Raw genomic sequence first — 22,442 nt, 5'->3', positions numbered from 1 at the left:
TTTCCATGGCACCGGAGATCCACCCCGACGCATGAAAGGGTGCAGCTCAGGGCACCGCCGGGCCGGCTTTGCCGGACGGCCAGTGCCGCCCCCTTGAGGGGGTAGCGCGAAGCGCTGCGGGGGTGTTTCAGTTCAGCCCTTCACGCGCTGCATCATCAGTTCGGTGTTGGTCTTGCGGTCGGCGTTGACCTTCTGCACGGCGGGCCGTTCGCCCAGGCGCTTGAGGTAGTCGCGCACGGGCAGGTCGGCCAGGTAGTCGCGGCCATAGATGATCCGGGTCGCGCCACTCACCAGGGGCAGGTGCACGGCAGCAGCCACATCGGCCAGGGTGAAGCTGTCGCCTGCGATGAACGGTGAAAACTTCGCCAGCTTGGCGAAGGCCGCGATGTTCTTCTCCAGCTGCTGACCGGTTTTTTCCTTGGCCGCGTCGCTGATCTTGCCGCCGAAGAAGGCCTCGGGGTAGAGGTTGCGCGCGACCAGCTCCAGGTGCAGTTCCAGGTAGCGCAGCAGTTCGCGGACCTTGGCCGCGGCAAACGGATCGGCGGGCAGCAGCGGTTGCTGCGGGTACTTGGCCTCGATGTATTCGAGCATCACGGTGGACTCGCAGAGCGTGCCCTCGTCGGTCTTCAGATAGGGCACCTTGCCCAGCGGGCTGGCGGCCTGGTCGGTCTCGCCCACCCAGGCCAGTTCTTCCTCAAAAGGCACGCCTTTTTCGAGCAGGGCGAGCTTGACTTTGTTGTAGTAGTTGCTGGCCGCGAAGCCGCAGAGTGTGAGCATGAAAGTCTCCGTTGTGGTCTTGTCGAGCGCCCATCGTATCGGCGACCCGGACACCGCAGGGTCGCGCATTTGACCCGTCGCTGATAGACTCTCGGCATGCATTTCGTACGCGCCCACCGCCGACTGACCTCATGGCTTGCCATGCTGGTCATGGTGTTTGGTGCGCTGGCGCCGGCCGTGGCCCAGGCCATGGTGGCCTCTTCGGACCGCGCCGATTGGGTCGAGGTCTGCAGCGCCAGCGGCATGCTCTGGGTCAAGGCCGACGGGTCCGGGGCGGTCGATGCGGGCATGGACGAACCCATGTCCGACGCGTCCCAGCATTGCCCCTGGTGCAACCTGCACGGCGGGGCTGCCGGCCTGCCACCCGTGGCCCACGTTGCGGGCTTTTTGGATGCCCCGGCCGATCCGGTGCCGGCTTTTTCTCGCTCCTCAGAGCCTTCCGTCGTCTGGGCCGCGCCCCAGGCCCGCGGCCCCCCGCTCGCTTCCTGACTTCACCACGGCTGCGCACCTTGACCGGTGCTGCGTGTGTTCCATGACGTTCAGGAGGCCCCATGCCTCAACGCTCCCGTTTTGCTTCTCAGGCGCTCCAGGCGCCGTCCCGCCGCCGCGTCAACGCCTGGCTGGCTGCGGCCGCGCTCGGTGGCCTGCTGGCCGGCTGTGACCAGCCGCTGAGCAAACCGCCTGCCGCCGCCTTCAAAGGCATCGACATCAGCGGCGCGCCCTATGGCCGGGGATTCACACTGACCGATTTCAACGGCCAGTCGCGCACCCTGGCCGACTACAGCGGTCGGGTGGTGATGCTGTACTTCGGCTTCGTGCAGTGCCCGGACGTGTGCCCCACCGCACTCACGCGGGCCGCTGCCGTCAAGCAGCAGCTCGGCGCCGACGCCGCACAGCTGCAGGTGATCTTTGTCACCGTGGACCCGGAGCGCGACACGCCCGAGCTGCTGCGCGACTACATGGCCGCGTTCGACCCCTCGTTCATGGCGCTCACCGGCAGCCCCGCGCAGATCAAGGCGGTGGCCGACGAATTCCGGGTCTATTACAAGAAGGTGCCCACCGGCAGCACCTACACCATGGACCACACCGCGCTGAGCTACCTGTTCGACCGTGAAGGCCACATCCGCGTGGTGCTGCGCCACGAACAGACCGCCGACGACTACACCGCCGACATCCGGCAACTGCTGGCCGACAAGCCGGTCTGACGTTTTCCTTTTTCTCAACGCCAATTCAACTGGAGTCATCATGAAAAAACTGCTCATCGCTTCGCTGCTCGCCGTCACCGCCGGTGCCTGGGCGCAAACCACGGTCAAGGTCGAAGACGCCTGGGTGCGCGGCACCGTGGCCACGCAAAAGGCATCGGGCGCCTTCATGCGCCTCACGCCCTCGGCCAACGCCCGTCTGGTGGCGGTCGAGTCGCCCGTGGCCGGCGTGGTGGAAATCCACGAAATGGCGATGGAAAACGACGTCATGAAGATGCGGCAGATACCGGGTCTGGACCTGGCCGCTGGCCGCACCACGGAGCTCAAGCCCGGCGGCTTTCACGTGATGCTGATGGACCTGAAACAGCCGCTCAAGGGCGGCGAGAGCGTGCCCCTCACCCTGGTGTTCGAAGACGCCAGCAAGCAGCGCTTCAAACAGGAAGTCAAGGCGCCGGTGACCGCGCTGGGAGGCGGCAATGCACCCATGCCCATGAAGCCGGGCGCCGACATGAAGCCCGGCATGGAACACAAACACTGAGCATGTCCTACGACCACTCCGGGAGCGACTCCATGAACTTTTCATCTTCCACCCTTCGTCATGCCGCCCTTGCTCTGGCCCTGGTGCTGGGCAGCGGGCTGGCCGTGGCCAAATCCGTGCCCGGCGACGGCGCCATACCCGTGGTCGAGCTGATGCCGCTGACCCTGAAGCACGAGGCCGACCTCAAGCTCACAGCCGAGCAGATCCAGGCGCTGGACGACTACCGCAAGCAGGCCATGCCCGGCCGCGTGGCGCTGCAGAAAAAGATCCTGACGCTGCGCGGCGAACTGCGCATGGCGATCCTGGACAACCAGCCCCCCGCGAATCGTGAAGCGCTGATGAAGCAGATCGCCGAAGCCGAGGTCGAGCACTTCAAGGGCCGTGAGCGTTGTGTGGAGGCCCTGCGCAAGATCATGAGCGCCGAGCAGTTCACCCAGATCAGCCAGCTCTACCTCGACGGCCTGCGCTGACCGGCATCTGCGCTGACTGAAACGCCACCCATGTCCACCCGTCTGATGCGTGCCCTGGCGCGCGGCCTGCTGGCCGCGATGCTGCTGGCCGTGCTCGCGCCCGCCGTCTCGCGCGCGCTGGCCAGCACTGGGGTGGCGGGCGACTGGGTGGAGCTTTGCACCTCGCAGGGCATGCAATGGGTCCAGTTGACGGCCGAGGAGGTTGGGGCCGATCCGCTCAGTGCCGACGACCTGCTGCACGCCCTGGACGATTGCGGCCATTGCGCTCTGGCGGCCGAACGTTTTGCGCCCCTGTTGCCCACGCTGCCGGTGCTGCCAACGGCAGAAGGCGCCTGGGCTACCCCGCGGCACCTGGCCGCCATCCAACACGACCTGGCCGCGCCCAGCCCCGGCGCACGCGGGCCCCCGCTGCTGAGCTGAACCCGTCGCGCGACCCCAAGGAGTGGGGTCGCTGGTTCAGAGGCCGGTGGGTTCCACCGGCATGTCTCAGGAGCTTTTCATGACTTCAACCGTCTCTTCCGTGGCGCTGGACTGCGCCAGCAACCAGTCGATTTTTCTCGCCGGTGAATCCGGTCCTGTGTGGCGCGTGGTCGAAGGTGTCGTGCACCTGGACCGCGACAGTGGCCCGATCCGCCAGCCGGTGCAACTGGCCCTGCCGGGCGACCTGATCGGCGCCGAGTCCCTGTGTGGCCAGCCCTACCAGCTCAGCGCCAGCGCGTTCACGCGTTGCCGCCTGGAGCCGGTGCGCCCGGATGCCGCGCCCGAACCCTTGCTGCAGCAGGCCCTGCTGCAGCAACTGGACCGCAGCCAGGACATGGCCCAACTGCGCAGCGGCAACGTGCAGCAGCGTCTGACCCATCTGCTGGGCCTGATGGGGCTGGACCGCGCGGTTCATGAAGCCGGCCGGATGGGCCAGGCTGATGCGGTGCGCGAGGCCCTGCCCACGTTGCGCGAGGTGGCCCTGCTGGTGGACGCCAAGACCGAAACCGTCTGCCGCGCCCTGGCGCAACTGCTGCCCCCGCGCAGCCGCAAGCGCGGACCGGTGCGCGCCGTTCGCGACTGGTCGAGCACAGCGCCCGCGCGCTTGGCCACGGCCTGGGCGGCCAACGCGGCACCGCTCGGCGTGGCCGCGTGACGCCCCTCTGACCACACACCTCGGCCACTGACGCTCCGCTGTACGGATCGTGCGCGCAGCACGCGGGGCGATCCACCGGATGCGGATGGACGGTGACGCCGGGTGCCTGTGCACCGTCCCTGCGCGGGAGCTGCCCGCCCGGAGCGAGGTACCACTGCGCCCGCACCGCGCCCAGGCATGTTCGCCGCTGACCACGTCGCTGCATCCATTCGCTTTCCTTTTTTTGACTTCAACAACCAGGACTCTCCATGACCGATCTCCGCCCGTCCCACTTCCACCGCGCCATGGCGCTGGCCATGCCCGCACTGAGCCTGCTGTGCAGCCAGGCGCTGGCGCAGGACGCCGCCGTCAGCACCTTGCCAACCGTGACCGTCCGTGCCGACCAGGACGCGCTGCCCGGCGCCACCCCCGTGGACCCGGCCAGCCTGCAGTCGCAGCGCGCGGCCACCAGCGACACCGCCCGCCTGCTGCAGGACACCCCCGGCGTGAGCCTCAATGGGGCGGGTGGTGTGTCGAGCCTGCCTTCGATGCACGGTCTGGCCGACGACCGGTTGCGCATCCAGGTCGATGGCATGGACCTGATCGCTTCCTGCCCGAACCACATGAATCCCGCGCTCTCCTACATCGACCCCTCGCAGCTCGGTTCGCTCAAGGTGTACGCTGGCATCTCGCCGGTGAGTGCTGGCGGCGACAGCATCGGCGGCAGCATCCTGGCCGAGACGCGCGCGCCAAAATTTGCGCAGCCCGGGCAGGCGCCCCTCCGTGAAGGCGAGGTGGGCGCCTTCTACCGCAGCAACAACAGCGCGCGGGGCCTGAACCTCTCAGCCACGCTGGCCACCGAGCAGCTCAACGTCAGCTACAGCGGCGCCACCAGCCAGGCCGACAACTACACGGCGGGCGGTGACTTCAAGACCTACGACTTCACCGGCCGGCCGGGCCACACGCTGGCGCGCGACGAAGTGGGCTCCACCGCCTACGAGACGCGCAACCACACCCTGGGCCTGGCCTTCAAGCAGGACGCGCACCTGTTCGAGGCGAAGCTGGGGGTGCAGGACATGCCCTACCAGCTCTACCCGAACCAGCGCATGGACCTGCTCGACAACGACCAGAAGAGCATCAACCTGAGCTACACCGGCCAGCTCGACTGGGGCACGCTGGAAGCGCGCGTCTACCACGAGACCGTGGACCACTTCATGGACTTCGGCGCCGACAAGCGCTACTGGTACGGCACCGCTTCGGGCGGACCGATGGTGGTCAACGGCGCCCCCTGCAGCCCCATCAGCGCCTCATGCGCCGCCGGCATGCCCATGTTCACCGAGGGCAAGACCACCGGCTTCAGCGTCAAGGGCGAGCTGCCCCTGGGCGAAACCGACCGCCTGCGCGCGGGCGCCGATCTGCAGCGCTACCGCATCAACGACTGGTGGACGCCCTCGGGCGGCGGCATGTACCCCGGCACCTTCTGGAACATCCGCGACGGCAAGCGCGACCGCACCGGGCTCTGGAGCGAATGGGAGTCGCGACCGAGCGCGCAGTGGATGACGCTGGTCGGTGCGCGTGTGGAGCAGGTGAAGATGGACGCTGGGAGCGCGGTCGGCTACAACCCGGCCGGCATGGGCTTCCAGGCGCGCGACGCCAACGCCTTCAACGCCCGAGATCACCGCTCGACCGACACCAACGTCGACGGCACAGCCCTGGCGCGCTACACCGCCAGCGAGCAGGTCGAGATCGAGTTCGGTTTCGCCCACAAGGAGCGCTCGCCCAACGTCTACGAACGTTTCCCCTGGTCCACCTGGCAGATGGCGGCACTGATGAACAACTTCGTGGGCGACGGCAACGGCTACGTCGGCAACCTCGACCTGAAACCCGAGAAGGCCAACACGCTGTCTGCCACGTTCGACTGGCACGCTGCCGACAAGACTTGGGGCTTCCAGGCCACGCCGTACTACACGCGCGTCAGCGACTACATCGACGCGGTGCAGTGGGACGCTGTTTCTAACAAGGCCGTAGCGACCCCGGTGAAAAACAAGTTCAGCGTGCTGCGCTACACCAACCAGACCGCGCGCCTGTTTGGCGTGGACCTGGCCGGACACGCGCCGCTGGCCAACAACGCGCTGGGTGACTGGGGCGTCAAGGGCCTGGTGAACGTCACCAACGGGAAAAACCTCGACACCGGCGATGGGCTCTACAACGTGATGCCGCTCAACGGCAAGCTGGCGCTGACCCACAAGACCGGCGGCTGGGACAACAGCCTGGAACTGGTGGCGGTGAAGGCCAAGACCACCGTGTCATCGGTGCGCAACGAAATCCGGACGCCGGGCTACGGGCTGGTCCACCTGCGCGGCAGCTATTCGTGGAAAACGGTGCGGCTGGACTTCGGCATCGAGAACCTGTTTGACAAGTTCTACGGCCTGCCCACGGGCGGCGCCTACGTCGGCCAGGGCACCACGATGAGCAACCCCATGCTGCCCAACTACCCGCAGTGGGGCACGGCGGTGCCGGGCATGGGCCGCACGCTGTACGCGGGCGTGAACCTGAAGTTCTGAGCCTCAAAACCCAAACCCTTCCCCCAAAAACCAGACAGGTTTCCAGATGAAGACCACCCAAATAACCCTCCTGGCCGCCGCCGTCGCGGCCTTGGCCGCCCCGGGCACCTGGGCGCAGACCGGCCCGACCCCGACGCAGACCCTGCGCCAGACCACCGTGACCGGCTCCACCATCGACGACCGCTTTGGCGACAGCACACGCGAACCGACCAGCACGGTGAGTCTGTCCGGGCGCGAGATCGAGGCACAGCATGCCGACAACCTGGTGCAGGTGCTCAAGGCCATTCCGGGCGTGACCATCGACACGCAGGGTGGGGACGACCTGAAGATCAAGTTCCGCGGTGTGGAGAACCAGCGGTACATGGGCGAGAAGCCGGGCGTGGCCATCGTCATCGACGGCGTGCCGGTGTTCGAGCGCACCGGCAAGGTCAACATCAACCTGGACAACATCGAGAGCATCAAGGTCATCAAAGGCGGCGCGTCCTACCTGTTCGGCGAGGACGCGCTCGCTGGCGCGGTCATCATCACCACCAAGCGTGGCGCCACCAACAAAGGCGTGTCCGTCGAGACCGATGTGGGGGCCTATGGCTACCAGCGCGAGCTCGCGCGCATCGGCCGCGCGAGCGACGACTGGTCGGGCCACCTGCAGTTGTCCCAGCGCAAGGCCGATGACTACCACTTCCAGTCGAACTACAAGTCCCAGGCGATCGCGGGCAACCTGCGCTGGTTGCTGAATGGCCACTCCGACCTGACCCTGGGCCTGGAAAAGGAAGACCGCTTTCGCGACAAGCACGGCACCGTGACCGGCGTGACGCAGGCCGCGCTCGACCCCAAGGGCACGCTGGGCCGCGACTACGCGCGCCACTTCGACGTGGACCTGGAGCGTGTGAACCTCACCTATTCCAACGACCTGTCCGACCGCACCAACCTGCTGGCGCTGGCCTACCAGTACCGGGATCACACCCAGTTCTGGTCGGCACCGCAACGCTTCAGCTCCACCGGTGCCCCCGTCTCCAGCCCCGACGCCTACACCACGTTCAACGACTACCACCAGACCCAGCGCGGCGTGAAAAGCGAGCTGCGCACCACCACGGGCCCGATGGCCTGGATGGGCGGCGTGGAGTTCAAACGCAACGAATACCTGAACAAGACCCATGCCATGGTCGGCTACAGGAACAGCCCGAGCCCCATGGAAAGGCCCACGGCGGCGGGCACCGTGTTCTCCGACGACCGCACCGGCGAAAACGTGCAGGCGCTCTACGGCGAAGGCCAGTGGCGTCTGGCCACGGACTGGACACTGACCGGCAACCTGCGCCACGACCGCATCGAGCTCGACTACGACGCCAAGCCGGTGTCCGGCAACCGCAACTCGGCCATCGCCGAACGCAAGACCTTCGACGCCGACAGCGCGCGCCTGGGCCTGAGCTGGAGCGGCCTGGCCAACACCGTGCTGTTCGGCAACATCTCCACCGGCTTTCGCGCCCCCACGGTGGACCAGCTCTACCGCGGCAGCCAGAACCCCTCGGGCAGCGTGGCCAACAACCCCGACCTGAAGACGGAGCAGGCCACCAACTTCGAGGTCGGCATGCGCAAGACCTTCACGCTGCTGGAGCGCGAGGCCAGCCTGCAGGCCGCGGTGTTCCAGATCGACCGCAAGGACTTCATCCTGGACACCAACGGCCAGTATTCGAACGGCAACGCCGCCAACATCGCGCGCTACGAAAACATCGGCGGCGCGCGCTCGCGTGGCCTGGAACTGGCGCTGCAGTCTTCGATCTCGCCGGCCTGGAGCTGGGACCTGGCTTACACCTACCTGGACTCGACCTTCACCCGGTACGACCAGTTCCTGCTGGCACAGGGCAATCCGCGCGGCACGCTGGTCGGCACCGGCGCGTGCGCGGGTCCCAACCCCAACTGGAACAACTGCTACCAGCTCGTGCCCTACAACAACACTGGCAACAAGGTGCCCCGCGTGCCGCCCCATGCCGTCAACCTGCGCACGTCGTGGAAGCCGGACCCGGCCTGGAAGCTGTCGGCCGAACTCGACCACCGCGCCACCGCCTGGGCCGACGAAATCAACCAGGAAAAATGGCCGGGCCGCACGGTGTTCAACCTGATGGCCGACTACGTGCGCAAGACCAGCTGGCTCAGCGGGGCCACGCTGAGCGCCTTCATGCGCATCGACAACGTGTTCGACAAGCGCCACTACACCATCGCCCGCGGCACCAACGACTCGCAGAGCTATGCCACCAACTTCCGGTACGACGGCCGGTACAACGCGGAGGACATGTCCATCACCGTCGACCCGGGACGCGTCCGGCGCGTCGGGATGGCCCTGCGTTTCTGAGGAGGTTCCATGCAAGGACTTCGCCCCCTCGTGGAATACGCCGTGTTCGGCATCCTGCTGCTGCTCAGCGTGGCGGTGGTGGCCATCGCGCTGGAGCGGCAGCGCTTCTTCCGCCGGATCGATGCGCGTGGCTACACCAGTCGCGCCCGGCTGGAGAGCGACCTCACGCGGCGCCTGAACGTCATCGGGACCGTGGCTTCGAACGCGCCCTACCTCGGGCTGCTGGGCACGGTGCTGGGCATCATGCTCACCTTTCAGACCCTGGGCGCCACGGGCGAGATGGACGTGAAATCCATCATGACCGGGCTGGCACTGGCGCTCAAGGCCACAGCCGCGGGCATCGTGGTCGCGATCCCCTGCGTGGCGCTGAACAACGCCTTGCGCCGCCGCGTGCGGGAGCGCCTGACGGACTTCGACGAGGCCCACGGGGGCTGACGGCGCCATGGACGAGATCGACGAAATCAACGTCGTGCCCCTCGTGGACGTGATGCTGGTGCTGCTCACCATCGTGCTCACCACGGCCACCTTCGTGGTGAACGGGCGCATCCCCGTGGACCTGGCGGTCGCCAGGTCCGCTGCGGCTTCCCCCACCGCACCACTGGTGCTGACCTACACACAACACCAGACCCTGTACCTGAACGACCAGCCGGTGAGCGACCTGGCGGCGGCACTCGACCCGCAGCCGCGCAGCACGCCGGTGGTGGTGCGCGCCGACGGGCGCCTGGCGCTGAGCAGCTTTGTGGACCTGGTGGACAGGGTCAAGTCGCTGGGTTTCAAGCAGGTCAGCCTGGAGGTCAAGCGCTCATGAATGCCACCGCATCGCACCGCTTGCATTGGCACGACTGGGGCCGCTCGGTCGTGTTGCATGCCGCGCTGGTCGCGGCCCTCGCCTGGGGGATGGCCCACAGCCCGGCGCCGATCCCGCCGTCCACGCAGTTGGACATGGCCATCCAGTGGGCGGCGGAGCAACCGCCCGAGCCGGCAGTGCAACCGTCACCGCCTGCCCCCGCGCCGCCCGAGGTCAAACCACGACCCCCCGCCCGTGTCCAGCCGGCGCCCCAGCCGCCGGCGCCGCGGGTCGCGCCCGCCATCCAGCCCTACCCCGATGCCGTGGCAACGGCCGCCGACACGGTGATCCCGGCCGCGCCCGTGGCGACGGTGAACACCGAGGCTCCTCGCGCCGCCACACCGGCGCTGGTGGCGCCAGCACCGCCCAGCGCCAATCAGTTGGCGGGGCAGCAGGCGCGCTGGGAAGGCCTGCTGGAGGCCGCCCTGCTCCAGCACAAGCAATACCCCCTGGTGGCGCGGCGCATGGGTCAGGAGGGCCTGGTGACGGTAGAGGCGCATTTTTCCGCTCAGGGCGAGTTGCTGGATTGTTTCGTGGCCAGCGGCTCGGGCTTCAAGGCGCTGGACGAGGCCGCGTTGCAACTGGTGCGCCAGGCCGCGGATGTGGTCCGCGCCACGCACCAGCCCGGCCGCGTGGCGCAACTGCGCATTCCCATTGCTTACGAATTCAAGGAATCCTGAGATGAAACGTCTCTTCTTGTGCGCCCTGCTGGCGCTGCTGGCGCTGGTGGGGCCCTGGGCGCAGGCCGCGGACAAGGTGGCCATCCTCTCCACCCAGTTCGTGCTGGAACGCAAGTTCAAGCTCATGGAAGCGGTGGCCAGGGAGCAAGGCATCGAGCTCGCGTGGACGCAGGTGGACGCCGAGGGCGAGGCCGGCGCGCGGCGTGTGCTCGACGGCGCGCGCCTCGTGCTGATCGACGCGCCGCGCAGCGACGATCAGGCACAGATCGAGCGCGTGGCCGGCCAGCGGCTGCGCGAGCTGAGCCTGCCCACCGCCAGCATCAACGTCATGAGTCCGCCGGTGCGCCTGCGTGCCATCCACATGGACAAGGAACAGGCGCAGCGCGTGTTCGACTACTACGTGGGCGGCACGCGCATCAACCACCAGCGGCTGTTTCAGTACCTGCAGGCCATCCTCCAGGGCGGCGACCCGAGCGCCATCGCGCCACCACTGGCGCTGCCCGATGGCGGCATCTACCACCCCGGCCACGACAGGCTGGTGTTCGAGCAACTGCCGCAGTACCTGGCGTGGTGGGCGACCAAGGCGGGGCGCTCATGGCAGGGCCTGCCGGTGATCGGCATCGAGATGTCGTCCAGCCACATCTCCGACGGCCAGCAGCGCATGCTGGACGAAACCGTGCAGGCCATCGAGCAGGCCGGTGCCCTGCCACTGATGTTCTACCGCAGCTCGCGCGTGGCCCGCGCAGGGCGTGAGGCAGCGGCCACGGGCCAAGCCGAGGCTGCCGGTCGACCGCCGCGTGGCGGTGGCGGCGGGCGCCCGGCCGCGGCAGGGGCCAGCGGGGTGCCCGCGGTGGCCGTGCAGGGCGCTGGCTTTCCCAATCCCAGGGAACTCGCCGCCGTGGCCGTGAACGAGCCACTCATCACCCACGAGGGCAAGGTCTTGCCGCAGGTGCTGCTGGTCAACACCTTCCTGGGCGTGGACCCCGAGGCGCGCAAGGCCTGGCACAAGGCCATGGGGGTGCCGGTCATCAACGTGCTCGCCTACCGCAGCGGCACGCGTGCCGAGTACCGCAAAGATACGGTGGGCGTGAACAGCTTCTACCTGCCGTTCACGCTGACGAACGCCGAGTACATCGGCCTGCAGGACCCGGTGGTGCTGACCGCCAACGAAGGCGGTGAACTGGTGCCCATGCCCGAGCAGATGCACATGCTGGTGGGCAAAGCCGTGAACCTGGCGCGCCTGCAGACCACGGTCAACGCCGACAAGCAGGTGGCGCTGTTTTTCTGGAACCACCCGCCGGGGGAAAAAAACCAGGGCGCCTCCAACCTGAACGTGCCGCGCTCCATCGAGCACCTGGTGGCGCAGCTCAAGGCCGAGGGTTATGCCTTCGACAGCACCACCGAGAAGGACATCATTGCCGCCGTGGGCCAGATGCTGCGCCCGGGCTACCGCCCCGGCACGCTGCCGGAACTCATGAAGACGGCGCACTGGGACTTCCTGCCGCTGGCCGACTACCAGCGCTGGTTTGCCATGCTGCCGCCCGAGGTGCGCCAGGCCGTGAACCAGTTCTGGGGTCCGGCCGACCAGAGCGTCTGGATCGCCAGGAAGAACGGTGTGACAGGCTTCGTGATCCCGCGCATGAAGCTGGGCAAACTCGTGGTGCTGCCGCAGCCCATGCGCAGCGAGAGCGCCGCCGGGCCGCACGACGAGAAGAAACTGTTTCACGACACCAAGGTGCCGCTGAACCACTTCTACATGGCGACCTACCTGTGGGCGCGCGAGCAGTTCAAGGTCAGCGCCATCGTGCACTTCGGCACGCACGGCACGCAGGAGTGGACGCCCGGCAAGGAGCGCGGCCTGTGGGCGTTTGACGACCCGAACATCCTGGTGGGCAACACGCCCATTGTGTACCCGTACATCGTGGACAACATCGCCGAGGCCATCCACGTCAAGCGCCGGGGGCGCGGCGTGATCGTGAGCTACCAGACGCCCGCGTTCGCGCCGGCCGGTCTGTCCGACGACTTCGTGAAGATCAACGACCTGATCCGCGAGTACCAGTCGCTGGACAGCGGGCTGGTGAAGGACAACAACCGCAAGCTCATCATCGAGCAGGCGGTGAAGATGAACATGCACAAGGACATGGCCTGGCAGGTGGCCGACCTGGAGCGGAACTTCGACAAGTTCCTGCGCGACATCGAGGACTATCTGGAAGACCTGGGTTCGACCATGCAGCCACTGGGGCTGCACACCCTGGGCCAGGACGCCGAGCGTGCCCACCTCATCAGCAACGTGATGCAGATGCTGGGCCAGCCCTTGTACGAACAGACCGGCGTGAAGAACGCGAAAGCCGCGTTCAAGGGGGACTACCAGGCGCTGCAGCAGACCCGGCCCTACCGCTTTGTGGAGGACCACGTGTTCTCCGACCGACCGGTGGACGAGCTCACCGACACGCGGCTGCGCGCGCTGGCGCTGCGCGGGCGCAAGTTCCTGGTGGACCTGCGGGCGGCCTGGGAGATCGAGGGCGTGAGTCAGGGACTGTCGGCGCGCTGGATCGACCCGTCCTACGGGGGTGACCCGATCCGCAACCCGGACGCGCTGCACACCGGGCGCAACCTGTACGGCTTCGACCCCGGGCGTGTGCCCACGCGTGCCGCCTACGAGGCGGGGCGCCAGGCGGTGCAGCAGCTCATCACCAGCTACCAGGCCACACACGGCAAGTTCCCGGAGAAGCTGGCCTTCTCCATGTGGAGCACCGAGACCATGCGCCATCTGGGCATGCTGGAAGCGCAGATTCTCTACGCCATGGGCGTCAAACCCCAGTGGGACGAAGGCGGGCGTGTGGTGGGCATGGAGGTGATTGCGTTGGCGGAACTCGGGCGCCCCCGCATCGACGCGGTGATCTCGCTCACCGGCCTGTACCGCGACCAGTTCCCGAACGTGATGGAGCGCTTCAACGAAGCCGTGGTCATGCTGGCGGCCTTGAAGGAAGACGGTCAGCAGAACTTCATCAAGGCCAACACCGAGCGCATCCAGGCCGCGCTGCTGGCCCAGGGGGTGAAGCCCGAGGAAGCCCGCGAGTTCGCGCTGACGCGGGTCTTCGGCAACGAAAGCGGCGACTACAGCACCAAGCTCACCGACGCCTCGCTGGCGTCCGACACCTGGGACGAGGGCGATGGCAAGCTGGAACGGCTCTACCTGTCGCGCATGTCCTGGGCCTACGGCCCCAACACCGCGAACTGGAGCCGCAAGCTCACCGACGGCAAGGGCCAGGAGATCAACGCCTACGCCGAACACCTGCGCGGCACCAACGCGGCCGTGTTCTCGCGTTCCAGCAACCTGCGCGGCCTGCTGGACACCGACCATCCGTTCGAGTACCTGGGCGGCATCTCCAAGGCGGTGAAGTTCCTGGACGGCCAGAACCCGCAGCTCTACATCTCCAACATGCGCGACCCGAACAAGGCCAAGCTGGAGACGGCGGAGCGCTTCATGGCCACCGAGCTGCGTTCGATCTACCAGCACCCCAACTGGATGAAGGAGATGCAGAAAGAGGGCTATGCGGGCACGCTGCAGATGCTCAACACGGTGAACAATTTCTGGGGCTGGCAGGTGATGGACCGCAATGTGGTGCGCGATGACCAGTGGCAGGAGTTCCATGAGACCTATGTCAAGGACCGCTACCAGCTGGGCATGCGCGAGTGGTTCGAAAAATCCAACCCGACGGCGCTGGCCCAGGTGGCCGAACGCATGCTGGAGGCCATCCGCAAGGACTACTGGAAGGCCGACGAACAGACCCGGCGCGAGCTGGTGCAGGTCTACCAGGAGGTGGCGGCCCGGCACGACGTGTTCACCGCCAACGACGCGTTCAAGGCCTACGTGAAGGCGCTGGCGCAGGGCTTTGGGCTGGCCAGCCAGGCGGGATCGCGCGCACCCGGCAAGCCCGCCGCGCCCAGGCCCGCCGCCGCCCGGCCGCCCGATGTGCCCCAGAAACCCCCGCTGGTGCCCGAGCCACCCACCGTGCGCGGGCAGGAGCTGCGCGAAGTGCGGCACGACACCCCGGTGCAACAGCTCATCTGGATCTATGGCTGGATGGCCGCGGCCATCGTGCTCGCCGGGATGCTGTTCCAGACCTGGCGCGCCCGCCGCACCGCCCGCTTCACCCCCCCTGTTTCACTGAAAGCCCAGCCATGAATGCCATTGAGAGTTTCCTGTACGAGATTTCGAAGTTTTTCCTGACGCCCGTGCTGGTGCTGTTGTGTCTGATGTTCGTGTATGCGCTGTTCAGCCTGGGACAGGTGAGCATCGACCTGCTGGCGCGCACGCGCCGGCCCCACGGACTGCGGCCTCTGCACCGTTACTGGCAGCGCCACGCCCACCTGGGTGAGGATGGGCTGGAACTGCATGTGTTGAAACAACTGGAGGTGCAGCGCATCGTCAGCCGCGTGGCCCCCATGCTGGGGCTGGTGGCCACCATGATTCCCATGGGGCCGGCGCTGGTGGCGGTGGCCGCGGGCAACACGAAGGGCATGGCCGAGAACCTGGTGGTGGCCTTTGCCGCGGTGATCGTGGCGCTGCTGGCGGCGGCCATCACCTTCGTGGTGCAAACCGTGCGCAGGCGCTGGCTGATGGAAGAGCTCAACGCCTTGCTGCTGGCCCTGCCCGACAGCGGCGCCGCCGTTGCGGGGGACGTGGCCCATGTCTGATGCCCGACGCATGAAGCTCGACATCCTGGGTGACTCGGACGAGGACGATCCCATCCTGTCGGTGGTCAACATCATCGACGTGTTTCTGGTGGTGATCGCCGTGCTGCTGATGGCTGTGGTCGAGAACCCGCTGAATCCGTTCGCCACCCAGGACGTGGTGGTCATCAAGAACGCCGGCAAGCCCAACATGGAAATGCTGGTCAAGCAGGGCAACGAACTCAAGCAATACCAGTCGTCCGGGCAGATCGGCGAAGGCCAGGGCATGAAGGCGGGGGTGGCTTACCGCATGAAGGACGGCAGCATGGTGTACGTGCCGGAAACCACGCCGCCGACTGACACCGCCGCGCGGCTCGGTTCGCGTTGACAGCATCGCGGGGCGCGCCTGGCATGTGGCCACGCGCCGGCGATCACCCCCGCTCCATCGCCGAGTTCACGATGGCATCGAACTCGGCCTGGCTCAGGTACTGCGGCGTGTAGCTGCCACCTTGTTTCAGCAAGGTCTGGTAATACGCCCGCAGGTGGTTGCGGGAACCTTGCAACAACGATTCGTAGACCCGTCGGATGTCCTGGTTGTCCACACTGGCCAGGTGGGTGTTGATGTCGACCATGTCCAGTTCTTCGATGTGGACGCCGACCTTCAAGGCCTCGATCAGCGAGACCGAGCCATCGGCAACCAGCTGGTTGTGCAGCGCTTGCAGGTCCGGGTTCTGGAACACGCCCACCGCGTTGCCGGCGGCCGGGTCGGGCAGGCTGTAGCGCTGCAACAGCTGGCGCACCGCTTCGGTGTGGGTGGCTTCGCTGGCGGTGATGTTGCTGAACACCGGCACGCTGCGGCCCCACAGTGCGTCCATCCGTATGTACACGTCACCCGCCAGTTTCTCTTCTTCGCGCATGTAGAGCAGGGAGTCGATCTCCGCCTGGCTCAGCGCTGCGATGGGCAGTGTGGCGAGCGTGGCATTGACCGAGTTGGAGTTGGGGGTGCCGCGTTTGTCCAGGTCATCGTCGGTTCCACCGCCGCACGCGACCAGCGCCAGGGAGGCCAGGAAGATGGCGGAGAAACGGGTGATCGTGGGGTGGTTCATGGTGTCTTTCCATTAAAGAAGAAGGTGGAGATGGATGTCTTGTGGCGGAGCGAGCCGGGTGACCGCGGACACGTCACCGGCCGCGCCCCGCGCCGCCGTTGCCGCGACCACCCGAGCCACCCGAGCCGCTGCCGGATCCGTTACCCGATCCACTACCCGAACCACCGCGCGAAGCACCCGAGCCCTGTGAAGCGCCGCCGGCCGCGTGGTTGGTCGCGCCGTTCTGCGATCCCGCGGCGCGCAGGCGTTGTTCGTAGCCCGCCCCGTAGGGCAGGACCCTGCCCGGTGAGACTTCGTCGCTGCCGAGCAACGCAGGCACCGGGGTTTCATTCGGCTGAACCGGCGGGCGTTCAGGTTCCGCGGCCAGGGCGGACTGCGCCTGCAGGCACAGCAGCGCGCAGATACCCAGACCGGATGTCCATCGGGAGAGCGTCATGGTCGGTGGTGGATGAGGTGGATCAGCGCTTGTTCATCCGGCCTTGGCCCTGGCCCATGCCCCCCGCGGCGCCAGGCCCTGTTCCGGCACCTGCGCCGCTGGCGCCAGGGCCGGGGCCGGGGCCTTGACCTTGACCCATACCTTGGCCGGTGCCTTGACCCAGTCCCAAGCCCTGACCTTGTGCTGGCGGGGTTTCAGGCAAGGTGATGCCCTGTGCCGCAGCGCGTTCGCGGATCAGCGCATGTTCCTCGGCCCGGATGCGCGCGCGTTCTTCCTCGGTGGTGGCGTTGCGCATGCGGGTGCGCATCTGTGCCTGTTCCTGCTCGGTCATGAGCTGGCGGCCAGCGACAGGCACCGGGTCGGCGGCCATGGCGGAGCCGGCGGTCAGCGTGAGGGTGGCCAGCAGGGCGGTGAGGAGCTTGGAGGCGGGGGTCATGATGTTCCTTTGCAACCAGGTTGGGGGGTGTGGGACCGGGCCGCTGCAACCTGGACAGCGGCTGGGCCGACGACGCCCGGCATCGAATGCCGGAGCCGATGGCTGAATCCTGGGCCCGCTCTGTCGCCAGCACATGCCGGTTCGGGCCCGGCGTGTGGCGTGTGGTGCCGGTGTGTGTCAGCCGGTGTCAGGAGGCGGCATCGCGGGCCCTGGCGCGCGGTGGCCGGCCTACACTCCAGCGCATGAATGCGCCTATTCCTTCTGCGCTGCGCGTGCTCGTGGTGGACGACGACCCCGATCTGTGTTGCCTCTTGTCGGACTACCTGTCGGCCAACGGCTTTGTGGTGCAGACCGTGGGCGATGGCGCGGCGATGCGCGAAGCCCTGGCCAGGGAGCTGCCCGATGCCATCGTGATGGACCTGATGCTGCCGGGTGAAGACGGCCTGTCGCTCACGCGCGGCATCAAGGCGCAGTGGGACATGCCGGTGCTCATGCTCTCGGCGCGCGGCGAAGAGATGGACCGCGTGATCGGCCTGGAGGTGGGCGCCGACGACTACCTGCCCAAGCCGTTTGGTCCGCGCGAGTTGCTGGCGCGTCTGCGCGCCGTGCTGCGGCGCGCGCACGCACCGTCCCCGGTGGTGGCCGAGCGTCCGCCCGACGCGCAGACGGGCGCACCCGCCGGGGCGCAGCGGCCGGCTTTTGGCCCCTACCAGCTCGACACGGCGGGCCACCGCCTGCTGCGCGACGGCCACGAGGTGCCCCTGACCAGTGCGGAATACGCGCTGCTCGCCGCCTTTGTCAGCCACCCCGGCCGCGTGCTGTCGCGCGATGTGCTGGTGGACATGCTCAAGGGCTACGACCGCGACCCCTTCGACCGCAGCGTGGACAGCCGCGTGACCCGTCTGCGCCGCAAGATCGAAGCCGACCCGGCGGCACCGCAGTTCATCCGCACGGTGCGCGGCGAAGGTTATCTGTTCAACCCGCAAGGAGATCTGGCGTGAAACGGCCCGCGGGTCTGGTGCGTCAGAACACGGTGTTGCTGGCCCTGGCCTTCATCGGCGTCGAGCTGCTGGTGGTGCTGGCCTTTGTCTGGCTGGTGATGCTGCCCATGGCGCGCCGCTCGGCCGACGACCTGGCGGGCCTGATGGTGCTGTCGGCCCAGACCTGGGCCGAGCTGCCCCCGGCCACGCGCCCGGCGTTTGAAACCGAACTGCGTTTGCGGCAGTCGCTGCTGATCCGGCCCGCGGTGGACGGCGCCAGCGTGGACGAATGGCACCCGCCCTTTTTCTACCTGCTGGAGGCGGCCCTGGCCGGGCGCGTCGGGCTGGACCGGCACCTGATTCGCGCCACCGACGACGCCGGTCTCGACTGGTACTGGGCGCGTGTGCCCGCGGGTGGCGGCACGCTGGCGGTGGGGCTGTCCAGCGCGCGCATCAACAGCCGGCCACTGGCCGTGTTGCTCATCGGTCTGGCCGCCGGGCTGGCGGTGGCGGTGGGGCTGGCGCTGCTGCTGGCCCGCCGTGTGGTCGCGCCGCTCGCGCGCCTGGAGCAGGCCAGCGCCCAGCTGGGGCAGGGCGTGGCGCCCGACCTGCTGCCCGAGACCGGTCCGCGCGAGATCGTCGCGCTGAGCCGGCGCTTCAACACCATGGCGACGCAGGTGCGCGAGCTGCTGTCGGCCCGCACCACGCTGCTGGCCGGCGTGTCGCACGATCTGCGCACACCGCTGGCGCGCATGCGGCTGGCGCTGGAGATGCTCAGGACGCAGCCCAGCCCCACGCTGCTGGACCGGCTGGAGCGCGACATGGAGCTGATGAACCAGCTGATCGGCAACGTGCTGGACCTGGCGCGCGGGCTGGAACACGAACCCGCCACACCGGTGGACATGGCGGCCCTGCTGCACGAGCTGGCCGCCGAACACGCGACCGCGGCCAGCCCGGTGCAGGTGCGTTGCGAACCCTGTGTGCGCCCGGTGCCTGCCATTGCCCTGCGCCGGGCGCTGGGCAATCTGCTGCAGAACGCCTTGCGTTACGCGCCCGCCGGCCCGGTGGAACTGGTGTGCGAGCAGGACGGTGCGCATTGCCGCGTCGGCGTGCTCGACCGTGGCCCCGGCATTCCGGCCGATCAGGTGGAAGCCATGTTCCAGCCGTTCCAGCGCCTGGAGCCCTCGCGCAGCCCCAAGACCGGTGGCAGCGGACTGGGCCTGGCCATCGTGCGCGAACTGGCGCAGGCGAACGGCTGGCGCGTGTCGCTCGGCGAGCGGGCCGGCGGTGGCATGGAAGCCTGGGTGGTTCTTTAAGACCTGTTCACAGCGGGGCGTCGACGGGTGGCTTCCGGGCGCCTGGCGCGGGCGGCGAAGTCGCCGAGGCACCGCGCGCGAACGTGACCACGTGGTCCACCTCGGCGCGGATGCCGATCCACTCGCCCACCGCGTGGTTGTGGTGCGAGGGCACGTGCGTCATCAGCGTCTCGCCGCTGGCCAGTCGCAGCGTGTAGAGGAACTCGGAGCCGCGAAAAGCCTTGCGGACGATCTGCGCCTTGGCGGGCGCCAGGTCGTCGTGCACGATGTCGTCCGCACGCAGCAGCACGTCGCACAGGCCCGACTCGTAGGCGCTGGGCAGCGGGCACTCTTCCACGTCGTGCAGCGCGCCCAGCGGGGTCTGCACCGAAACCTCGTTGCCCACCAGCCGGATCTGCGCCGGCGCGAACACGCCGTGGCCGATGAATTCGGCCACGAAACGCGTGGCCGGCCGGTGGTAGAGCGCGTAGGCGTCGTCCCACTGGTGCAGATGGCCCTGGTGCATGACACCGATCACGTCGCCGATGGCAAAGGCTTCGAGCTGGTCGTGGGTGACGAAGAGCGCCGTGGCGCCCGCGGCCTTGAGGATGGCGCGCACCTCGTGCGCCAGGCGCTCGCGCAGGTCCACGTCGAGGTTGGAAAACGGCTCGTCGAGCAGCAGCAAGCGCGGGCGCGGCGCCAGCGCACGCGCCAGAGCCACGCGCTGCTGCTGGCCGCCCGAGAGTTCGTGCGGATGGCGGTCCTGCATGCCGTCGAGGCCGACGAGCTTGAGCACCTCGGTCACGCGCTTTTCGCGTTCGTTGCGGGAAAGCTTGGCGATGCCAAAGCCGACGTTGCGCGCGATGTCCAGGTGGGGGAAGAGTGCGTAGTCCTGGAACACCATGCCGATGCGCCGCTGTTCGGCCGGCATGTGGTGTTGCCCGTCGCTCACCGTCTCGCCCTGCAGGGTGATGCTGCCGCTGCTGGCCCGCTCCAGCCCCGCCACGGCGCGCAGCAGCGTGGTCTTGCCACAGCCCGAAGGGCCGATCAGCACGCCGATGTCGCCGGCGCGAAGGCCGAACGACACGCCGTCCACCGCGGCCGGCTGTTGACCGGTGTAGCGCACACTGAGCTGGGAGACGTTGAGGAACATGGCTGATCCTGGCGGTGGGCTGTTCGGGGCCGCGGCCTCAAACAGCCTGCGGACAGGTTTAAATTGTAGATGACTACAATTCTCATTTGTGTTGATGCGGGTCAAATGACCTGTCCGGCGGGGTCTGCAACGCCCGTGCCATGATGGGCACCGTTCACACCCCTTACTCCCCGTCCCCTTCCTGACCTGACTGCCCATGCCGCGTTGGATGGCCTTTGCCCTCTTGCTCCTGCTGGCCCTGCTGCTGACGCTGCCGGTGCTGTCGCTGGGGGCTTCGTGGCTGCAGTTCGACGCCGCGGCGCGCGACGTGCTGCACCAGATGGCGCAGACGGTGCTGCCGGACTACGCGCTCACCACCGTGCTGCTGTGTCTCTGCGTGGCCCTGGGCGTGGCGCTGGTGGGCATGGGCACGGCCAGCGCGGTGACGCTGTTCGATTTCCCCGGTCGCCGCGTGTTCGAGTGGGCGCTGCTGTTGCCGCTGGCCATGCCGGCCTACGTGGTGGCCTACGCCTACACCGATTTCCTGCAGTTCAGCGGGCCGCTGCAGGTGGGCTTGCGCGAGGCCTTCGGTCTGCGGGGGCGGGTGTTCCCGGAGATCCGCAACACGCCGGGCGCGGTCTGGGTCTTCACCTTCTCGCTCTATCCCTATGTGTACCTGCTGGCGCGCACCGCGCTCTCCGAGCGCGCCTCGCAGCTGATGGAGGCCGCGCGCCTGCTGGGCGCGCCGCTGTCGCGCCGCATCCGCGAGGTGGCGCTGCCGCTGGCGCGCCCGGCGGTGGCTGCGGGTGTGGCGCTGGCGCTCATGGAGACGCTGGCCGACTTCGGCGTCGCCAGCTACTTCGGTATCCAGACCTTCACCGCCGGCATCTACAAGGCCTGGCTGTCCATGGACATGCCGCTGGCGGCCGCGCAGCTGGCGACCATGTTGCTGGCCATCGTGGCGCTGCTGCTCTGGCTGGAACACCGGGCCCAGCGGCGCATGCGGTTTTCCTCCCAGCGCGGCCAGCGCGCGGGCAGTGCCGAGGCGCAGCCGGTGCGGCTGGTGGGTGCACGCTCTGTGCTGGCGGTGCTGGTGTGTGGCCTGCCGGTCCTGTTCGGTTTTGTGCTGCCGGTGCTGTTCATGCTGCGGCCGCTGATTGGCGGCTGGGAAGACCTGCCCTGGGCCATGTTCGTGCAGTGGTCGCGCAACAGCGTGTGGCTCGCGGGCCTGAGCGCGCTGCTGGCCACCGCGCTGGCGCTGGTGCTGGCGTTTGCGCTGCGCACCCGGCCCAGCGCGGTGACGCGCGGCGTGGTGCAGCTCGCCAGCCTGGGTTACGCGGTGCCGGGGGCGGTGATCGTGGTGGGCCTGTTGCTGCCGGTGGGCTGGGTGCAGGCGGTGCGGCCCGAGTCGAGCGTTGGCTACTGGATCACGGCCACGGCGCTGGGCATCGTCTGGGCCTACATGGTGCGCTTCACCGCGGTGGCCCTGCAGTCGGTGCAAAGCGGCTACGCGCGCGTGCCCGCCAGCCTGGACGATTCGGCGCGCATGCTCGGCACCACCGGCGCCGGCCTGGCCGCCCGGGTGCACTGGCCGCTGCTCAGGCGCTCCACCGCCGCGGCCGCGCTGCTGGTGTTCGTCGATGTCATGAAGGAGCTGCCCGCCACCCTGGTGCTGCGGCCCTTCAACAGCGACACCCTCGCGGTGGTGACCTACCAGCTGGCGCGCGACGAGCGCCTGGGCGAGGCGGCGCTGCCCGCGCTCACGCTGGTGCTGGTGGGGCTGGTGCCGGTGATCATGCTCAGCCGCACGCTGCGCCAGCGCTGAGGGTCCGCAGCCAGAC

22 protein-coding genes are annotated in these 22,442 nt (G+C 68.0%); 17 read left to right on the top strand and 5 right to left on the bottom strand.

Annotated features, from left to right (window positions below):
- Positions 1 to 132: 132 nt before the first annotated feature.
- Positions 133 to 777, bottom strand: a complete 645-nt coding sequence (locus tag AC23D4_RS11325) for a glutathione S-transferase family protein (protein ID WP_472887656.1) — start codon at positions 775 to 777, stop codon at positions 133 to 135.
- Positions 778 to 873: 96 nt separating this feature from the next.
- Between AC23D4_RS11325 and AC23D4_RS11320 the strand changes: the two genes are divergently transcribed.
- The 14 genes from AC23D4_RS11320 (at position 874) to AC23D4_RS11255 (ending at position 15,604) form a co-directional block, all read left to right on the top strand.
- Entirely contained in the window at positions 874 to 1,266 is a 393-nt protein-coding gene (locus AC23D4_RS11320) for a DUF2946 domain-containing protein (RefSeq protein WP_472887655.1), read from the top strand.
- Between the two features lie 62 nt (positions 1,267 to 1,328).
- Positions 1,329 to 1,982, top strand: a complete 654-nt coding sequence (locus AC23D4_RS11315) for an SCO family protein (RefSeq protein ID WP_472887654.1) — start codon at positions 1,329 to 1,331, stop codon at positions 1,980 to 1,982.
- Between the two features lie 40 nt (positions 1,983 to 2,022).
- Complete coding sequence (locus AC23D4_RS11310) at positions 2,023 to 2,517, top strand: copper chaperone PCu(A)C (protein ID WP_472887653.1); 495 nt, start codon at positions 2,023 to 2,025, stop codon at positions 2,515 to 2,517.
- Positions 2,518 to 2,549: 32 nt separating this feature from the next.
- Positions 2,550 to 2,987, top strand: a complete 438-nt coding sequence (locus AC23D4_RS11305; RefSeq protein ID WP_487623608.1) for a hypothetical protein — start codon at positions 2,550 to 2,552, stop codon at positions 2,985 to 2,987.
- A 30-nt stretch (positions 2,988 to 3,017) separates the two neighbouring features.
- Positions 3,018 to 3,407: a DUF2946 family protein gene (locus AC23D4_RS11300; RefSeq protein WP_472887651.1), complete on the top strand. Its 390-nt coding sequence runs from the start codon at positions 3,018 to 3,020 to the stop codon at positions 3,405 to 3,407.
- 79 nt (positions 3,408 to 3,486) lie between these two features.
- Positions 3,487 to 4,122, top strand: coding sequence for a cyclic nucleotide-binding domain-containing protein (locus AC23D4_RS11295; protein ID WP_472887650.1), 636 nt, complete (start codon positions 3,487 to 3,489; stop codon positions 4,120 to 4,122).
- Positions 4,123 to 4,370: 248 nt separating this feature from the next.
- The gene (locus AC23D4_RS11290) at positions 4,371 to 6,665 is read left to right on the top strand and encodes a TonB-dependent receptor (RefSeq protein WP_472887649.1); all 2,295 of its coding nucleotides are present in this window, start codon (positions 4,371 to 4,373) and stop codon (positions 6,663 to 6,665) included.
- A 46-nt stretch (positions 6,666 to 6,711) separates the two neighbouring features.
- Complete coding sequence (locus AC23D4_RS11285; protein WP_472887648.1) at positions 6,712 to 9,012, top strand: TonB-dependent receptor; 2,301 nt, start codon at positions 6,712 to 6,714, stop codon at positions 9,010 to 9,012.
- 9 nt (positions 9,013 to 9,021) lie between these two features.
- On the top strand, positions 9,022 to 9,447 hold the full coding sequence (exbB, locus tag AC23D4_RS11280; protein ID WP_068167248.1) for a TonB-system energizer ExbB: 426 nt from the start codon (positions 9,022 to 9,024) through the stop codon (positions 9,445 to 9,447).
- A gap of 7 nt (positions 9,448 to 9,454) precedes the next feature.
- Positions 9,455 to 9,820 (top strand): ExbD/TolR family protein, encoded by a 366-nt coding sequence (locus tag AC23D4_RS11275; RefSeq protein ID WP_472887647.1) that lies wholly within the window; start codon positions 9,455 to 9,457, stop codon positions 9,818 to 9,820.
- Entirely contained in the window at positions 9,817 to 10,539 is a 723-nt protein-coding gene (locus tag AC23D4_RS11270) for an energy transducer TonB (protein WP_472887646.1), read from the top strand. The genes AC23D4_RS11275 and AC23D4_RS11270 overlap by 4 nt, the downstream gene beginning before the upstream one ends.
- A 1-nt stretch (position 10,540) precedes the next feature.
- Positions 10,541 to 14,728 (top strand): cobaltochelatase subunit CobN, encoded by a 4,188-nt coding sequence (gene cobN, locus AC23D4_RS11265; protein WP_472887645.1) that lies wholly within the window; start codon positions 10,541 to 10,543, stop codon positions 14,726 to 14,728.
- Positions 14,725 to 15,240 carry a MotA/TolQ/ExbB proton channel family protein gene (locus tag AC23D4_RS11260; protein WP_472887644.1) on the top strand — a complete coding sequence of 172 codons (516 nt, stop codon included), beginning with the start codon at positions 14,725 to 14,727 and terminating at the stop codon, positions 15,238 to 15,240. The genes cobN and AC23D4_RS11260 overlap by 4 nt, the downstream gene beginning before the upstream one ends.
- The gene (locus AC23D4_RS11255; protein WP_472887643.1) at positions 15,233 to 15,604 is read left to right on the top strand and encodes a DUF2149 domain-containing protein; all 372 of its coding nucleotides are present in this window, start codon (positions 15,233 to 15,235) and stop codon (positions 15,602 to 15,604) included. The genes AC23D4_RS11260 and AC23D4_RS11255 overlap by 8 nt, the downstream gene beginning before the upstream one ends.
- Before the next feature lie 43 nt (positions 15,605 to 15,647).
- On the opposite strand, the gene AC23D4_RS11250 is transcribed toward AC23D4_RS11255, so the two are convergent.
- The 3 genes from AC23D4_RS11250 to AC23D4_RS11240 all read right to left on the bottom strand — a co-directional run bounded on the left by AC23D4_RS11250 (position 15,648) and on the right by AC23D4_RS11240 (position 17,194).
- The gene (locus tag AC23D4_RS11250) at positions 15,648 to 16,322 is read right to left on the bottom strand and encodes a DUF2202 domain-containing protein (RefSeq protein ID WP_472887642.1); all 675 of its coding nucleotides are present in this window, start codon (positions 16,320 to 16,322) and stop codon (positions 15,648 to 15,650) included.
- A 73-nt stretch (positions 16,323 to 16,395) separates the two neighbouring features.
- Positions 16,396 to 16,758: a hypothetical protein gene (locus AC23D4_RS11245; protein ID WP_472887641.1), complete on the bottom strand. Its 363-nt coding sequence runs from the start codon at positions 16,756 to 16,758 to the stop codon at positions 16,396 to 16,398.
- Positions 16,759 to 16,780: 22 nt separating this feature from the next.
- Positions 16,781 to 17,194: a hypothetical protein gene (locus AC23D4_RS11240; RefSeq protein ID WP_472887640.1), complete on the bottom strand. Its 414-nt coding sequence runs from the start codon at positions 17,192 to 17,194 to the stop codon at positions 16,781 to 16,783.
- 242 nt (positions 17,195 to 17,436) lie between these two features.
- Between AC23D4_RS11240 and AC23D4_RS11235 the strand changes: the two genes are divergently transcribed.
- Positions 17,437 to 18,195, top strand: a complete 759-nt coding sequence (locus AC23D4_RS11235; protein ID WP_472887639.1) for a response regulator — start codon at positions 17,437 to 17,439, stop codon at positions 18,193 to 18,195.
- Complete coding sequence (locus AC23D4_RS11230) at positions 18,192 to 19,490, top strand: ATP-binding protein (protein ID WP_472887638.1); 1,299 nt, start codon at positions 18,192 to 18,194, stop codon at positions 19,488 to 19,490. The genes AC23D4_RS11235 and AC23D4_RS11230 overlap by 4 nt, the downstream gene beginning before the upstream one ends.
- 7 nt (positions 19,491 to 19,497) lie before the next feature.
- Here AC23D4_RS11230 and AC23D4_RS11225 read toward each other — a convergent pair whose 3' ends face one another.
- A complete protein-coding gene (locus AC23D4_RS11225) occupies positions 19,498 to 20,622 on the bottom strand; it encodes an ABC transporter ATP-binding protein (protein WP_472887637.1) in 1,125 nt (374 codons plus the stop codon).
- Between the two features lie 196 nt (positions 20,623 to 20,818).
- On the opposite strand from AC23D4_RS11225, the gene AC23D4_RS11220 reads away from it, so the two are divergent.
- A complete protein-coding gene (locus AC23D4_RS11220) occupies positions 20,819 to 22,426 on the top strand; it encodes an ABC transporter permease (protein WP_472887636.1) in 1,608 nt (535 codons plus the stop codon).
- The last annotated feature ends 16 nt before the right edge of the window (positions 22,427 to 22,442 follow it).

Source organism: Hydrogenophaga sp. L76 (assembly GCF_057654755.1).
Note: the sequence above shows the minus strand (reverse complement) of the source record. Positions and strands in the feature narration are given on the sequence as shown.